Annotated in this window: 12 protein-coding genes; 6 read left to right on the top strand and 6 right to left on the bottom strand. The window is 45.6% G+C overall.

Translation table 11 applies throughout. The features are described 5' to 3' along the window. Positions 1-51: 51 nt before the first annotated feature. The 6 genes from KOE27_RS25245 to KOE27_RS25220 all read left to right on the top strand — a co-directional run bounded on the left by KOE27_RS25245 (position 52) and on the right by KOE27_RS25220 (position 10,045). Entirely contained in the window at positions 52-1,860 is a 1,809-nt protein-coding gene (locus KOE27_RS25245) for an ABC transporter ATP-binding protein (protein WP_215241466.1), read from the top strand. Beyond that, complete coding sequence (locus KOE27_RS25240) at positions 1,860-3,674, top strand: MutS family DNA mismatch repair protein (RefSeq protein ID WP_215241465.1); 1,815 nt, start codon at positions 1,860-1,862, stop codon at positions 3,672-3,674. Before KOE27_RS25245 ends, KOE27_RS25240 begins: the two co-directional genes overlap by 1 nt. 251 nt (positions 3,675-3,925) lie before the next feature. Further along, positions 3,926-5,242 (top strand): RIP metalloprotease RseP, encoded by a 1,317-nt coding sequence (gene rseP / locus KOE27_RS25235; protein ID WP_215241464.1) that lies wholly within the window; start codon positions 3,926-3,928, stop codon positions 5,240-5,242. Between the two features lie 44 nt (positions 5,243-5,286). Continuing rightward, complete coding sequence (locus tag KOE27_RS25230; protein ID WP_229252951.1) at positions 5,287-5,796, top strand: DUF6702 family protein; 510 nt, start codon at positions 5,287-5,289, stop codon at positions 5,794-5,796. Positions 5,797-5,924: 128 nt separating this feature from the next. Continuing rightward, on the top strand, positions 5,925-8,441 hold the full coding sequence (gene lon, locus KOE27_RS25225) for an endopeptidase La (protein WP_215241462.1): 2,517 nt from the start codon (positions 5,925-5,927) through the stop codon (positions 8,439-8,441). A 110-nt stretch (positions 8,442-8,551) separates the two neighbouring features. Further along, complete coding sequence (locus KOE27_RS25220; protein ID WP_215241461.1) at positions 8,552-10,045, top strand: tagaturonate reductase; 1,494 nt, start codon at positions 8,552-8,554, stop codon at positions 10,043-10,045. 88 nt (positions 10,046-10,133) lie between these two features. Here the strand turns inward: KOE27_RS25220 and KOE27_RS25215 are convergent, their stop codons facing one another. The 6 genes from KOE27_RS25215 to KOE27_RS25190 form a co-directional block, all read right to left on the bottom strand. Next, positions 10,134-10,670: a nucleotide exchange factor GrpE gene (locus KOE27_RS25215; protein ID WP_215241460.1), complete on the bottom strand. Its 537-nt coding sequence runs from the start codon at positions 10,668-10,670 to the stop codon at positions 10,134-10,136. Between the two features lie 101 nt (positions 10,671-10,771). Further along, the gene (locus KOE27_RS25210; RefSeq protein WP_215241459.1) at positions 10,772-12,046 is read right to left on the bottom strand and encodes a sensor histidine kinase; all 1,275 of its coding nucleotides are present in this window, start codon (positions 12,044-12,046) and stop codon (positions 10,772-10,774) included. Then, positions 12,043-12,723, bottom strand: a complete 681-nt coding sequence (locus KOE27_RS25205; RefSeq protein ID WP_215241458.1) for a response regulator transcription factor — start codon at positions 12,721-12,723, stop codon at positions 12,043-12,045. Before KOE27_RS25205 ends, KOE27_RS25210 begins: the two co-directional genes overlap by 4 nt. A gap of 86 nt (positions 12,724-12,809) precedes the next feature. Next, the gene (locus KOE27_RS25200; RefSeq protein WP_215241457.1) at positions 12,810-14,336 is read right to left on the bottom strand and encodes an alkaline phosphatase family protein; all 1,527 of its coding nucleotides are present in this window, start codon (positions 14,334-14,336) and stop codon (positions 12,810-12,812) included. A gap of 33 nt (positions 14,337-14,369) precedes the next feature. After that, positions 14,370-15,185 (bottom strand): hypothetical protein, encoded by an 816-nt coding sequence (locus KOE27_RS25195; RefSeq protein WP_215241456.1) that lies wholly within the window; start codon positions 15,183-15,185, stop codon positions 14,370-14,372. 43 nt (positions 15,186-15,228) lie between these two features. Next, on the bottom strand, positions 15,229-15,939 hold the full coding sequence (locus KOE27_RS25190) for a DUF3784 domain-containing protein (RefSeq protein ID WP_215241455.1): 711 nt from the start codon (positions 15,937-15,939) through the stop codon (positions 15,229-15,231). Between the last annotated feature and the right edge of the window lie 3 nt (positions 15,940-15,942).

The following is a 15,942-nucleotide window of genomic DNA, read 5'->3' as shown; positions in this document are numbered from 1 at the left end:
CTACGATACCGGTCCGTAAATCAGCAGAAGTATTTATCTTAGTGTACCAATATGTCGGACCAAAAATCAAGCGAAGAAGAGTTATCCCCTTTTGCCATCAAAAAAATAAGCTGGCAGGGGCTTAAAATAACCATCAAACTTCTTGAGTATCTAAAACCTTATCAATATACCTTTTTTACGGGTCTTCTCTTTCTGCTTTTATCCACGCTGACTTCCCTGGCATTTCCAAGATTAATAGGCAACATCATAGAAGTGATCGACGGGAAGTCGGAGTATACCATCAATCAGCTCACGGGTTTTCTGTTTGTAGTTTTGATCGCTCAGTCTGTCTTTTCATTTTTCAGAATTTATCTGTTTACCAAGGTCAGTGAGTGGTCCATGACCGATATCCGGAGTGACGTGTTTAGCAAAATCATTACACTCCCACTCCAGTTTCTTGAACAGCGCAGGGTAGGCGAGCTCACCAGCCGGATCACCTCGGATGTAGGACAATTGCAGGGGCTCCTCTCGTTCACAATTGCCGAGCTTTTCCGCCAAATCGCTACCCTGGTGATTGGTATCGGGATGTTGTTATACATTTCCTGGAAGCTTACTTTATTCATGCTTGCCACCTTCCCGATCCTCGTGATCGCATCTGTTTTTTTTGGCCGGTACATGCGGAGGTTATCGAAAAAAGCACAGGACGCCCTGGCAGCGGCGAATGTGGTCGCAGAAGAAACGCTGCAGTCTGTCAATGTTGTAAAAGCCTTTACCAACGAAAATCTGGAAGCGGCCCGGTACAAAACCATTCTGAACCGCGTGGTAGACCTCTCTTTGATTGCAGCGCGTTTTAGAGGCGGCTTTGTCTCTTTTACTATTTTCGCTCTTTTCGGTGCCATCGTAGGGGTGATCTGGTATGGAGCAGGGCTGGTGGAAGCAGGGGAGTTCGGGCTTTCGGACCTTTTCACTTTTATTCTTTACACCACTTTTATTGGCGGTTCCATTAACGGTATGGGAGATTTATATGCGCAGATCAACAAAACCGTGGGAGCTTCCGAAAGGCTTTTTGAAATACTGGAAGAACCTGCGGAAGTGCAGATAAGCGAAACACCTGTCGAGGCTCGTGTGGTAAAAGGAAACATATCTTTCCAGGATGTTCATTTTTCCTATCCTTCCCGCGCGGACCTTCCCGTTCTGAAGGGGATATCACTGGACATAAAAGAGGGAGAAAAAATCGCGCTGGTGGGTTACAGCGGCGCCGGAAAATCAACCATCGTTCAGTTACTAATGCGTTTTTACAATTATCAGGAAGGCAAGATCAGTATCGACGGTATTCCGGTAACGGATTTTCATATAACACAGTTAAGAAAAAACATTGCCATTGTACCGCAGGAAGTCATGCTTTTTGGAGGTACTATCTTTGAAAATATCACTTACGGAAAACCCGGGGCTTCAAAGGAAGAAGTCTATGAAGCGGCCAGGAAGGCGCATGCCCTGGAATTTATTGAAACCTTCCCCGAACAATTTGAAACGATTGTCGGTGAAAGGGGAATAAAGTTATCGGGAGGGCAGCGCCAGCGGATTGCCATTGCACGGGCTATTTTAAAAGATCCCAAAATATTAATTCTGGATGAAGCCACCAGTTCATTGGATGCAGAGTCCGAAAAATTAGTGCAAATTGCACTGGATGAGCTCATGGCTAACCGCACCACCATCGTGATTGCACACCGGCTGGCCACCATCCGAAAAGTAGATACCATTTACGTAATCAACAAGGGGCAGATCGTTGAATCCGGCTCACACCGCCAACTGTCCCTGATTGAAGACGGACTATATGCCAACTTAATAAAATTGCAGTTTGAAGCTGCCGTAAGCCATTGATGAATAAAATAAACCGTTCGGAGCATCCTGAAATCTATTTTAAAGAAGCACTTTTAAAGGCGCAGGAAGAAGAAAAAAAAGCGCAAAAAACATTTAACCTGCTTGCCATTTTACGCCTGTTGTCCTTTCTGTCCATAGTTGCTTTTGCCTGGCTATGGAATAACACGGGTGCAGGTACCTGGGGCCTCGTATTGGCCGCACTGGTACTTGTATTTTTCTATCTGATGCGTCGCCAACAGATTTTCAGACGGCTGAGGGACTATCAACGGAACATTCAGATTATCAATGAAGACGAACTGCAACGGCTTTCTTTTAGGTTTACAAGAAAGGAAAACGGGAGTGAGTATCAGAAGAAGGATCACCCTTATGCGTCCGACCTGGACATCTTTGGCGACTACTCCCTGTACAAATTATTGAACCGCACCCGAACCGCGGCAGGTAGCCGGCGCCTTTCCGGATGGCTTAAAGCACCTGCCGCACTGGAAGAAATCCTGATGAGGCAGGAAGCCTCAGCCGAATTTTCCACCCGTCCCGATTGGAGACAAAACTGGGAAGCAATAGCGCTTTTACACAAAAACGCCGACCAGCAAATTGGCGCCTTTCAGGTTTGGCTCCATGAAACTTTGCCTCAGGAGTTGGTATCTTCCCTGAAATGGAGATTCTGGCCCGTCGTAACGCTGGTGCTCGCGATACTGGCCGGGTTTAACCTATTACCTGTCTGGCCGCTTGCGCTCAGCCTGCTTTGGCATCTGCTTATTCTGAAACGTTACCAACTGCTTATCCAGACATTGACAAGCAAAACCACGGCACTGGGACAGACACTGGTAGCATACGCTGAACTCCTTGAACAAGCAGATGGAGCCCCCTGCAACTCGCGCTGGTGGAAAGAACGAAAGTCAAAAATTTCAGGATCGCATGATGCGCTGCTGAAAGCAGGGAAGCTTTTCGACAAGCTGGATTTCAGGAACAACCCTTACTTTGCCATTTTTGTAGGTATACCCACCCTTTGGGATCTTCATTGCCTGGCTGGTCTGGAAAGCTGGAAAACCACACATGCAGCTCATCTGCAGCAATGGCTGGATGTACTTGCCGACACCGAAGCAATGAACAGTATAGCCGGTTTCAGGTTTGCCAATCCGGCCTATACCATCCCGCAGATTACCTGGGACAATGGGATTAGCATCGAGACAAAAGATCTGGGACACCCGCTGATCAGGCCCGAAAAAAGGATCAGCAACACATTTCAGATGAATGGGCTGGGACAAACCGTATTGATCACCGGCTCTAATATGTCGGGTAAAAGTACCTTTCTGAGGACCGTCGGACTGAACATCGTCCTGGCTCAGACCGGGGCCGTGGTTTGTGCCTCCTCCTTTTCATGCTCACCGGCAAGGGTTTTCAGCAGTATGAGAACACAGGATTCGCTGGAAGAAAGTACTTCCTCCTTTTACGCAGAGTTAAAAAGGCTGCGCCAGCTTCTGGAACTCTCCGATGAAAACGAAAAACTCCCTGTTTTCTATTTACTCGACGAAATTCTGAAAGGCACTAACTCTGCGGACAGACATCGCGGTGCGGAAGCACTGATCCGACAACTGCATTCCAAAAGATCAGCCGGCATGGTTTCCACACATGACCTTGAGCTGGGAGAGTGGGGAGCCCATGCGGATTTTGTACATAATTTCCATTTCCGGTCGGATGTTGAAGACGGCCAGCTCAAATTTGACTATAAACTTTATGATGGCATCTGCCGGAGTTTTAACGCCTCCGAACTGATGCGGATGATGGGAATTGATATCGACATGCAAAACAAATGAGCTATTGTATGCAATTCGTACACATTTCTGATCTTATCGGGGGTTTTACGTAACTTTACCCTTTACATTTACGTTGATGTGTCTGTCAGATAATTTCAACGAAACCGGTATCAACCGACTCCCGGCCCCCTGAGCAGTAAAAAGTGGGCGGAGCGCAAACTCACTTTGAGCAGTTGGTCTAGTTTGACACCGCAATGTAAATGAAGTCTGTTTCTCATTTTTTGAACCTATAACGATTACAAATAAGCTGAATGGAAGTATTAATTATGGCCGGACAACTCCTATTGGGTTTGTCCATTTTGGTAGGATTGCACGAGTGGGGACACATGGCAGCGGCAAAACTGTTTGGAATGCGTGTGGAGAAATATTTTATCGGTTTCCCACCGAAAGTATTCAGTTTCAAAAAAGGAGAGACTGAATATGGTATAGGAGCCATACCACTGGGAGGATTTGTGAAAATATCAGGGATGATAGATGAATCCATGGATACCGAGGCCATGAGCCAGGAACCGCAGCCATGGGAGTTCCGTTCCAAGCCCGCCTGGCAGCGTTTAATTGTTATGCTGGGAGGAATTATCGTGAATATCATTGTTGGCATTGTTATTTTCATCGTAATCGCCTACAACCAGGGCGAAAAATTTCTGTCCGGTGCAGAGGTCAACAAATATGGTATCGTAGCCAGTGAACTCGCTCAGGAGATCGGGCTGAAAACTGGTGATAAAATTGTAGAAATCAACGGTAAACCTTATCAGAATTTCAACGATATCATGAGCCCAGATGTATACCTAGGCTCCAACAGCTCTTACACGGTTGACCGCAACGGCGAAAAAGTGCAGATCGACATTCCCAATAACCTGATAGAAAAACTATCGGAGCCGGAGCAGAAAGGCAGTTTCATCAAACCGCTTGAACCTTTCGAGGTAGGTGAAATAGTGGTAGGATCTCCCGCAGCCAAAGGCGGACTACAGGCTGGTGACAAAATCATTGCCGTAAACGGATCGGATATCAGGTATTTCAACCAGTTGCAGGATGTACTTCAGAAATTAAAAGATAAGCAGGCATCTTTCACTGTGCAACGGGCGGGCAAACAGTTGCCGCTTTCCATACAGGTAGCCCCGGAAGGCACCATCGGTTTTTATCCAAAAAGTCTTCTGCATTTCACCATTGTGGAATATACCCTGGCACAAGCCATAGCCGTCGGTACACAGGATGCCTTTACGATTGTTTACACCTATGTCAAAGGATTCGGTAAAATTTTCCGTGGTGAAGTTTCCGCATCAAAAGCCCTCAGCGGACCTATTGGCATAGCCCGGATGTTTGGTGGAATATGGGATTGGGGACGGTTCTGGTATCTGACAGGCCTGCTGTCAATGGTACTGGCCTTTACCAATGCACTTCCGATTCCGGCTTTGGACGGCGGACATGCCGTCATACTGTCCTATGAAATCATTTCAGGGCGTAAGCCATCCGATAAATTCCTTGAAAACGCACAGAAAGTGGGTATGGTACTACTGCTTAGCCTGATGGCCTTTGCCATTTTCAACGATGTTTGGAAAGTGATGTTCTGATCATGCTGTATAGAGGACAACGCCGGGCAGAAAAAGTAATTTCCATGCTTCTGCAATTCGTTTCAGAAAAAGGGAGGTTATTTTTTCTGCCTTTGTGCTTTTTGCTGACTGCCTCTATCCCCGCGCATGAATACCATGTGAGTGTAACGCACATGCAATACAACCCGGCTGAAAAGCTGATCGAGGTAAGCATCCGCATTTTTACAGACGACCTGGAAAGGGCATTGTCAGAAAATAATGGAAAGCGACGATTTGTCATTGGTAATAACGATCAAAATAATTCTTTTATCGAAAGTTATATCCGAAAGAATTTCGTCTTTTTTGATTCAGGAAAAAAAAATGTTCCGGTACATTTTTTGGGGAAAGAACAGGAAGAAGATGCCACCTGGATTTATATGGAAATACCTTACAGCGCTTCTCTCACAGCCTGCTCACTGCAAAATAGTACCCTAATGGACACATTTGCCGACCAGGTAAATATGACCAATGTTAAATACGGCAACGAAAAAAGAACTTACCTGTTTAAAAAAGGGCAACCGATTCATATCTTGTAGCGTTTATTGCGTTTAAGGTCTGACATAATTTCACGTGGCATACCTATTTTGTTGTTATTGTCCCTTTCTTTTGAAAGTCTTTATTTATATATTGTGATAAGATTATCTGTCACAATGACAGAATGCCTATGAAATTTGAACCTTCTGACTTATATAGTCGGCTGCTTGTATCCGATTCGGATCTGGACAGCCTAGAAATTGTACCTCTTGGTGGACCCGAAGGAGCTGATGAACCTCTTGAACTTCCCAATGAACTTGCTATCCTCCCCATAAGGCAAACCGTGCTTTTCCCGGGAATGGTGATACCTGTGACTGTTGTCCGGCAAAAAGCGATACGCCTTGTCAAAAAAATATACCGCAATTCGGATATCAATTTACGAATACTCGGCGCTGTAACCCAGGCGAAGCCCAACAAGGAAGACCCCACTGCCGACGACCTCTATAATATCGGTACGGTTGCCCAAATCCTGAAAATGATTACCCTGCCGGATGGTAACGTGACCATCATTGTGCAGGGAAGGCAGCGGTTTGAGATAAAAGCCATCATTCATGAAGAACCTTACCTGACGGCCTCTGTCCAGGCTATTGAAGATAACTTCCCCGGACAAACCAAAAAGGAGTCGAAAGCGTTGCTGCAATCACTCCGCGACGGGGCACACAAGATCATGAAACTGAATCCGGAGATACCTCAGGAGGCACGTATCGCACTGGATAATATAGAAAGCCCTATTTTCCTGATCCACTTTCTTTCTTCCAATATCAATGTTGAGGTTGCCGACAAGCAGAAACTGCTCGAGGAAAAGATAAGCCATAAACAGGCCAATCTGTTGCTTCAGTACATGATGAGGGAAATTGAAATGCTGGAACTGAAACGGGAAATCCAGAGCAAGGCGAGCTCGGATATTGATCAGCAGCAAAGGGATTATTTCCTTCGCCAGCAAATAAAAGTACTGCATGATGAGCTGGGAATGGACAGCCCGGAGAGAGACCTGGACGAAATCCGCCTGAAAGCCTCTCAGAAAAAATGGCCCGCAAATGTGCGCAGTCATTTTGATAAAGAGTTATCCAAGCTGCAGCGAATTAATCCTATGGCGCCCGAGTATCCGGTAACAATGAATTACCTGGAAACACTGGTGGATCTGCCCTGGGGCGAATATACAAAAGACAATTTTGACCTGTTACGTGCGCAAAAAATTCTGGATGCAGACCACTTTGGCCTTGAAAAGGTGAAAGAACGCATTATTGAGTACCTGGCCGTGCTGAAGCTAAAAGGGAACCTGAAGGCGCCAATCCTCTGCCTGTATGGCCCTCCCGGCGTAGGTAAAACTTCTCTGGGAAAGTCCATCGCCAAGGCACTGAACAGGGAATATATCCGTATGGCACTCGGCGGTGTACACGATGAGGCGGAAATCCGCGGGCACCGGAAAACCTACATTGGCGCTATGCCTGGAAAAATTGTTCAGAACATCAAGAAAGCAGGTTCGGCTAATCCGGTGTTTATCCTGGACGAGATAGATAAGGTAAGTTCTGATTATAGAGGGGATCCTTCCTCGGCTTTGCTTGAGGTACTGGATCCTGAGCAAAACTCTTCATTTACAGACAATTACCTGGAAGTAGAATATGATCTTTCCAGAGTACTCTTTGTAGCCACTGCCAACGCACTTGATACCATCCACCCTGCTTTGAGAGACCGGATGGAGATTATTGAGATGACGGGTTATACTATTGAAGAAAAACTCCAGATCGCAAAAAGATACCTGGTACCCAAACAAAGGAAAGATCACGGCCTGAAAGCTACGGATATCAAAATTGACGATGCTTCTCTTCTGAAGATCATCGAAGGATATACGCGGGAATCGGGTGTAAGGAACCTGGAACAAAAAGTGGGAACGGTGATTCGTAAAATTGCCAAATCCATTGCCATGGATCAGGAATATCCGAAAACCATTAAGGCTGAACAAATTGAGAAATACCTGGGTGCGGAAATCTTCGACAAAGATCTGTATCAGGATAATGATTTTGCCGGTGTGGTAACAGGCCTGGCATGGACCTCCGTCGGTGGCGAAATTCTGTTCATAGAAACAAGCCTGAGCCGGGGAAAGGGCGGACTTACACTCTCAGGACAGCTGGGTGATGTAATGAAGGAATCGGCCGTAGCGGCGCTATCCTATCTGAAAGCCAATGCAGACAGGCTGGGTATTGATTACCGGATTTTTAATCATTATGACCTGCACGTACACGTGCCTGCCGGTGCAGTTCCAAAGGATGGCCCGTCCGCGGGTGTGACGATGGTAACGTCCATGGCCAGCATTTTCACGCAGCGGAGGGTAAAACCTTACCTCGCAATGACCGGCGAAATAACCCTCAGAGGCAAAGTGCTGCCGGTTGGCGGAGTAAAAGAAAAGATACTCGCTGCCAGAAGGGCCGGTGTTCGGGAAATTATTCTTTGTGTCAAAAACCGCAAAGATGTGGAGGAAGTACCTGCCAATTATATTAAAGATCTTACATTCCATTACGTGGATCAGATCGATGAAGTACTGGCCATTGCTTTACTTCCCGAGAAGGTAAATAATCCAACCCACTTTGTTTTTCCGGAAGAAAAGAGAGAAAAAGAAGAGAGCGGTTATGTTACGCTCAACGCCTGATACTTATTTCTTTAACATCACAAAGAGGCACTCTACCAGGTGCCTCTTTGTTTTTTTAGGGGTTATCCGCTGTTTGTAGCGTCATATTACCGTATCCGAAATTTATTAAAATGTCTTTACCTCAGCTTTCCCCCGCACTGCTTTCGCAGCAGCCGGAAATATTACCGGCATATGAAACCCTGCTTTCTATGCCTGAAAAAATCATTCAGTTTGGAACCGGAGTACTTCTTCGGGGCCTTCCCGATTACTTCGTTAACAAAGCGAATCAGCAGGGTATCTTCAACGGCAGAATTGTCGTGGTAAAATCAACGTCCGGTGGTGGAACGGATGCTTTTCAGGAACAATCCAGCCTGTTTTCTCACACCATCAGAGGGATTGAAAATGGCGAACAGATTGATCAGACGATCATTAACAGTGCCATCAGCCGGACCTTATCAGCCAGTAAAGACTGGGCTCAAATCCTGGAATGCGCTGCCAATCCAGCTATGCAGATTGTTTTTTCAAATACAACGGAAGTCGGCATACAGCTGACCAACGATGATATATTCGCTAATCCCCCGTTATCATTTCCAGGAAAATTAACGGCTTTTTTATATCGTCGTTATCAGACTTTTAATGGTTCACAAGACTCCGGGATGGTGATCGTCCCAACGGAACTGATCATCGGAAATGGTGAAAAATTAAAAGAAATTGTACTGGAACAGGCCCTGCGCCACCAGCTCGACAAAGCTTTTTTACGTTGGGTTGAAGAAAGCAACTATTTCTGCAACTCCCTTGTAGACCGTATCGTTCCCGGCAAGCCAGACCAGGAAACGATTGAAACACTTTCAGAAAAAAACGGGTTTCAAGACGGGCTGCTCATTGTGTCGGAGGTGTACCGGCTATGGGCTATTGAAGCCTCCAGTGAAAAAGTCAAACAAATTCTGAGCTTTGCAGAAGCAGACAGCGGAGTTGTTATCGCTCCCAATATTGATCTTTTCCGGGAACTCAAACTCAGGCTGCTTAATGGTACCCATACACTTGCTTCGGGGCTCTGTTATCTGAGCGGGCTTACTACGGTCCGCGAAAGTATGGAAAATGCTGCAACATCGGCTTTCATCCGGGACCTGATGCTGGAAGAGCTGGCTCCGGCAATTCCGTATCAGCTGCCTCTGCAACAGGCGCAGGATTTTGGAAACCAGGTACTGGACCGTTTCAGAAATCCGTTCATCCGGCATCAGCTGATAGATATTACCGTTCAGTATACCGCTAAGATGAAAATGCGCAACATCCCTACCCTGCTGAATCACTACAGAAAAACGGACACAGTTCCCGTGCTTTTTGCAAAAGGATTTGCTGCCTTTCTGCAATTTATGAAAGTGGTGAGTCAAAAGGATGGCATTTTTTACGGGGAGCGGGACGGGCAGTTATATCCTGTTAAATGTGATTCTGCCGAATATTTTTACAAAATATGGAAAGACAGCAGCTCACCCGAAAGTGTGGCAGACAAAGTTCTGGCTGACCAGGCGCTCTGGGGAACGGATCTTTCCAGGCTGGAAGGTTTTGCGAATGCAGTCAAAGAAAATCTGGCTGCCTTTAAACAGAAGCAGGCTATCGCAGAGTAATCATTCCCGAATATCAAAAAACTCAGGAACGATGGCAGCCATCGTTCCTGAGTTTTTTTTGAACCGAGCGTTCTCTACAAACCGATTTTCAGGCTCTGGAATGCAGGATACGTCCATTTACGTCCACGATGGCAAATCCTTTTTTACCCTTGTTTTTAAAACTTACATGGTAGGTTTCCACTTTTGAGCGCAGTCCCTTTTTGATAGACTCACTATCCTTCATCAGCACGGCATCAGGATATTTTATTTTGATGGCGTCAATAACTGCTAAGGGTAAAATCTCGTTTGCTATTTTTTCTTTGTAGTGTATCAGATTGCCATTTTTGTCATAAACAGCATCCCCCTTGTATCCTTTGCCCGAAATGGTTAAGTAATAGAACTCCGGTTTTGCTCCGTCGAGGTTATTTTCATTGTAAGTGATCCGATAGCCATCTGCATATAATTTTGCAGGAACGGTACCAAAATTAAGTTTTTCTCCACCGGGAAAATCTTTATCTGCTGCTGTCCTGATGTTAAGGGGTACGGTGGCTTTATCCACTTTTGTGATTACCAGTGTAGCAGTCTGTGCGAAGGAGCCTCCTGCGGCGCATGCCACGAGGATGAAGGCCAGCATCAATTTTTTCATCGTTTTGCAGATTTAAATGTTTAAAACTTAAGACATCGGAAACCTACAAGCACATTCTGGAGAGATTCTGAATTTTTATTTTAAGTTAACCATATCGAAGTTCATGCTGGTTTTTCCTTGCCAAAATGGATGAAGAAGGTGTGTAAACCTCCCTGAAACAGATATTCAACATGGTAACCATATAAATCACATATCTTCTTCACAATTGCAAGACCCAGCCCGGTACTCTGGCGGCTTTTCCCAGCTTTGTAAAATCTTTCAAATACCTTTTCAGATGGTAGCGGGTCAGGTATCCCGGTGTTACTGACAGCAAGCACCTTCTCTGTTACCGAAATATTAATTTTCCCATTGTCATGGTTATACCTGATCGCATTGCTTATGAGGTTGATCATCATTGTTTCTATCAAAGCCTTGTTCGCCGTCACATGAATTTCATTCCGAAAATCCTCTTCAATCTGAACACCTTTCTCTTCAGCCTGAAAACCGATTTGTCTTACAAGCCGCCTGGCAAGCTGGGCAATTTCCAGATCCTCCGTGTCCGGGTACTGATTGTTCTCAATTTTTGTTAGCAGCACCAGCGACTTGTTTAACTGCGCCAGACGCTGGCTTGCATCATCCAGATCGCCTATCAGCTGTGCCTGCTGCCCGGTCAAGGGCTCTGTTTGCATTAACAGCTCAAGTTTGCTGCGAAATATGGCCAGCGGCGTCTGCGTTTCGTGTGAGGCATTTTCGGTAAATTCCTTCTGTGCCTGGTACACATCATGGTTTTTCTGGATCAGGTGCTGAACGGTTTCGCCCAAAATCCTGAACTCGTCAATATCCGTAGGTGAGGTACGGATAGGGTGATGTTTTCCCAGATCATAGTTCTGCAGCTGCCGGAGCGTTCCATAAAAAGGCAGCCAAAGTTTTCTGGAACTCACCTGGTTGATCAGGATGAGCCCGGCCAGTAAAAGAATCAGCAGAAAAAGCTGAACCGACACAATACTTTTGATGAGATCCTTGCTGTCGTCCAGCGACTTATGGATCGTCATTTTATAAGATTTGTCGCCCAGACTCACCGGTGTTACAAGGTGCCTGTAATCTTTTGATTTATTCCCGGTAGCAGAAAACCCAGCTGTGTACAGTGAGTCCGACACCTTATAGTCGACTCCGACGATCTCCACATTCCCATCCACTTTTTTAAACGCCATTAACTGCTCTTCGGTCATCACCAGCTTTATTTCGCTCATCAGCTGTTCCTTTTCATTCATCAGAGCTTTATCCACTGTACGGAGAATGATCCGGTGCATCACCAGGTAGAAAGCCGGTATAGAAATCAGCAGGATAACAACGGAATAAGCGATGTACGAGCGGACGGTGTAGTTAAGCAGTTTCATGCTTGAATTTCATATTTATATCCCATACCATAAATGGATTTGATATAGTCTTCTCCTCCGGCTGCCTGGATTTTCCGCTTAAGGTTTTTCAGGTGGGAGTATATCACATCGTAATTGTTGTAGAAATCCGCTTCCTCTCCTGCCAGGTGTTCGGCAATCGCATTTTTGGAAATAACCCGGTTTTTATTGGAAATAAGATAAAGCAGCAGATCGTACTCTTTTCGGGTCAGGTCAAGCGGTTTGTTGTGCACAGAAATTGTTTTGGCGTTCAGGTCAACCGTAACTTCCCGTAAAACGATGTTTTTTTGTCCTCCAAAATTTCTCCGCCTGATCACCGCCGCAATCCTTGCGCTGAGTTCGGACAGGTGGAATGGCTTACTCAGGTAATCGTCTGCTCCCAGGTTCAGGCCTGCAATACGGTCGTCAATCGAATTTCTGGCCGAAATAATGATGACGCCATCAGCCTTGTTTTCAGCCTTAAGTTCTTCCAGTATCTTTAAACCATTTCCATCCGGAAGGGATATATCCAGTAATATACAATCGTAATCAAAGGATTCCACCATGTAAAGCCCGGTCCGGAAATCCGGGGCAATCTCGCAGAGATAGTTTTCCTCTTTAAGATAAGCCCGGATACTTTGGGAGAGCTCTTTTTCGTCTTCAATGATGAGGATTTTCACAGCTTACCGAGGATTAATTTTCAACCTTAAATACCTGTAAAATTGTACCCGAATTCTGTATAAATACTGAATTCTCGCCTATTGTTTTATTTTTTCAGCGTTCTTGTCACCCTTGTTGCGTTCACGTATTTGTAATTTCCTAAAATAGTCTGCTCAAGCTGTAACTCGTATTTCCCCCAGTCGTAATTTACACTTGTTTTAATCCAACGCTTTTTCCCCTCTTTTTTTGTACCCGATTTATCGGTTCTAAGAAATTCGGTAATGGCCCTTCCGTCCATCGATGCAGGTTTTGGAAGATGATATACCGACAGGATCGTTGGTGTTATGTCAACATTGGAAGTAGGCAGCTCATTACTTAATCCTTCCTTAAAGTCTGGCCCGGCAACAAACATGGCAATATTAATCTCATAGGGGCTCGATCCGCCATGCCCGGCCACGCCTCCGGAATAATCCGTACCGGCAAACCCCTTCTCATTTCTCCGGTCGTCCCAATTCATAGCCACCAGTATGTCCCCTGACCTCTCTGGATGATGATAGTGGATCGCATCAAAGGAAATAGTACCCGGCACCCATCCTTTGTCGTTTCCGGGTTTGGCAGATTTGGTAAAAACCGCGCCGATCCATTCTTCTGCCTGAAGTGCAGATACGATTTTCTGAATAACCTCTCTATCGTGATTTTTCACATAAAGGGCTCCTTCGGCAATCACAACGTCATCGGATTCCTTGTCCTTTTTAAAACCTTTTTTAATCAAAAAATCGGTCACGCTTTGTTTGCCTACATGCGTTACGAAACCATGGTCGGTAGAGATAATTATATTAAATTTATCTTCCAGACCTTTGTTTTTCAAGCTTTCCAGAATCCTCCCAAACTGGCCGTCTACATATCTGATCGATTTAACGGCCTCATCTGAACCCATTCCATGCTCATGTGCGGCACCGTCCGGGTCCGAATACCAAATCGCGCTCACCAACGGGCCATTGTCGTCCAGGGTATATTTCAAAAGCGCATCCGTAATCCATCGATGCCGTAAATGGCCGTGGGTTTCATCGTCCGCCGGTATAGGCCCCGCTTCCCGGATAATCTCTGCTTTTAAGGTTTCCGGCAATACCAGGTCGGGATTGATGATAGCTCCTTTGCCTACTTTATGATTCTGGAGAAATGCCTGTCCCGTGGTTCCCGAGCTGTACACAAACATGCGCTCTCCGGCCGTTTGCAGCACTTCCCCCAGTGAAACCGCAGTCAGCAACTTTCCCGATGTACTATTGGAGATTTTCGTGAGGTCACCAATCCCAGTGCCTATCGCTTTGTTGGAAACAATCTGCGGGAAGTATACCGAATTGCCCAGCAGCCCATGTGTGCCAGGATAAGAGCCCGTGGCATAAGAGGCAGAATTTACGCGGGTTACGGTCGGGAAAACGCTGTGATGATGATTTCCTCTGCTGGCCTTTTTACTGAATCCGAAGAGGTTGGGCATTTGTTCGGCGGTAATATAGTCGGGTCTGAGGCCATCGAAAAAGACAATGAGCGTTTTGTTTTTTGCTTGCCCGAAACCGGGATGGACAGCAACCGCTAGAAGCCATAAGGAGAAGTACAGGTATCTTAAGTTTATCATTTCAAAAGGTTTAGCAGGTAAAAAGCAGCAAATTCAACGGGGATTCTCCCCTTCGATTTCGGAAACGGTGACGGTGTTCTGCGCCCGGTTAATCCCGTACAGGATTGTTTTTCCTTTTACCGAAACATCTATGGCAATTCCCTGGCCCTGTATTGGCGCAGGTATTGTCCTGATATACTCCAGGGTATAACCCGATCTGGGAATTTTCAGGGCATATACCTCTTCTCTGTCGTGCCCGGTACAGTAAAGCACATTATCCGCTCCCCATGCACCGCCCGAATTACTTTTGGGAGTGAAAAGTTCGATGATCTTCCTTGGAAATACCCATGCTTCCTGCTGCTGCCAGTCCAGGTTGTATTTCACCAAGGTTGTCCACCGCACATCCTTTCCCTCGCTGGATTCCTTGCCAGCGTAATGCGCAAAACCGATGTACCAGAAACCGTCCTTCTGATCGATCCAGGTAAGTGAGCCATGCTGCGCAATACCAAAACTGTGATTCCCAATGTGATTCATGGATTGCACATCAAAAATCTCAACGGCACTTGTCATTGGAATTTCGGGATAGTTGGAGTTTGCACAATACAGCCTGCCGCGGATCACCACTCCGCTGTTCAGGTGTTTAATACCTTCCGAAGTTCCATCCCACTCCGCAACAAGTTTGCCCGAAACTTTCTCATACTTACGGATGGTACTGTTGTTGATTACGTAGAAATGAGTCTTATCTACGGCCACGGCCTGTTTTGCTTCCTTAACCTGAAAAGTATTGAGCAGCTTTGCCTCCTGGCCAGCTGCTTTTTGAGGAATAAAGCTTTGAAAAAGAATAAGCAGAAGCAGTGAGGCGGCTCGCATGTGCATGAAAGGTTTGGTACCAAAAGGATACTAAAAATACCAATTACTTACCTTTCCACTGTATTATTTTATTGTAAAGCGCAGGCATATCAAGCTTGTCGGAGTTATAATAAATATCTCCCGAGCTGGTTTTCAGCAAAATAGAAGGGCTTATCTTTTTATTGACATACAGTTTTACCGTTCTGCGGTCTTTGGTACGGAAGTCCCCTTTTGCATAATCCCCCGCCGCAAAGCCGTATGTCTTGTAAGAAATAGTCGGCAATGCAGGTACCAACAGAACGGAATCAATTTTTTCCCGAGGTACACTTGTTCCAAAGGTGCCTTCAATCTCCAGTCTATCAGTGGTTATCACAAGTTCGCTGCTTTTAAAATCAGCAAATGAAACACCAATGACAGCAGCTACAATCAGTAAAACGAATACGCCCACGTAAGTACCCGCTTTGTTCCTGCCAGCATAAAGTACCTTGCTTTTGACAACCAGATATATATAGGCCAGCACCGGATAAGTGACCATGAACATACTGGCGATATTATTGTTTATCACTGTCAGTGCGGCAGTAACAGCAAATAAGGATATGCCGAGAAAAATATGAAACCTGCGAAAAAGCCGAAGATAGAATGTTATATCAACCTTTGCCCGTTCCGTCTCCGACATGGTATTGTATCCGGATAATATATATCTCGCATTTTTCGGAGTAATAATGAAGCCAACCGAAATAAAAATAACCGAAAGAAAAGCTGCAATGTATAACATAAC

It is taken from the genome of Dyadobacter sp. CECT 9275 (assembly GCF_907164905.1).
GTDB classification, from domain to species: Bacteria; Bacteroidota; Bacteroidia; order Cytophagales; family Spirosomataceae; genus Dyadobacter; species Dyadobacter helix.
The sequence above is the reverse complement of the archived record's forward strand: the minus strand, read 5'-3'. Positions and strand labels throughout refer to the sequence as shown.

Bases quoted from the DNA above. Each gene is read 5' to 3' on its own strand.
- KOE27_RS25245 (WP_215241466.1), top strand. From the start codon at position 52: ATGTCGGACCAAAAATCAAGCGAAGAAGAGTTATCCCCTTTTGCCATC.
- KOE27_RS25240 (WP_215241465.1), top strand. From the start codon at position 1,860: ATGAATAAAATAAACCGTTCGGAGCATCCTGAAATCTATTTTAAAGAA.
- rseP (WP_215241464.1), top strand. From the start codon at position 3,926: ATGGAAGTATTAATTATGGCCGGACAACTCCTATTGGGTTTGTCCATT.
- KOE27_RS25230 (WP_229252951.1), top strand. From the start codon at position 5,287: ATGCTTCTGCAATTCGTTTCAGAAAAAGGGAGGTTATTTTTTCTGCCT.
- lon (WP_215241462.1), top strand. From the start codon at position 5,925: ATGAAATTTGAACCTTCTGACTTATATAGTCGGCTGCTTGTATCCGAT.
- KOE27_RS25220 (WP_215241461.1), top strand. From the start codon at position 8,552: ATGTCTTTACCTCAGCTTTCCCCCGCACTGCTTTCGCAGCAGCCGGAA.
- KOE27_RS25215 (WP_215241460.1), bottom strand. From the start codon at position 10,670: ATGAAAAAATTGATGCTGGCCTTCATCCTCGTGGCATGCGCCGCAGGA.
- KOE27_RS25210 (WP_215241459.1), bottom strand. From the start codon at position 12,046: ATGAAACTGCTTAACTACACCGTCCGCTCGTACATCGCTTATTCCGTT.
- KOE27_RS25200 (WP_215241457.1), bottom strand. From the start codon at position 14,336: ATGATAAACTTAAGATACCTGTACTTCTCCTTATGGCTTCTAGCGGTT.
- KOE27_RS25195 (WP_215241456.1), bottom strand. From the start codon at position 15,185: ATGCGAGCCGCCTCACTGCTTCTGCTTATTCTTTTTCAAAGCTTTATT.
- KOE27_RS25190 (WP_215241455.1), bottom strand. From the start codon at position 15,939: ATGTTATACATTGCAGCTTTTCTTTCGGTTATTTTTATTTCGGTTGGC.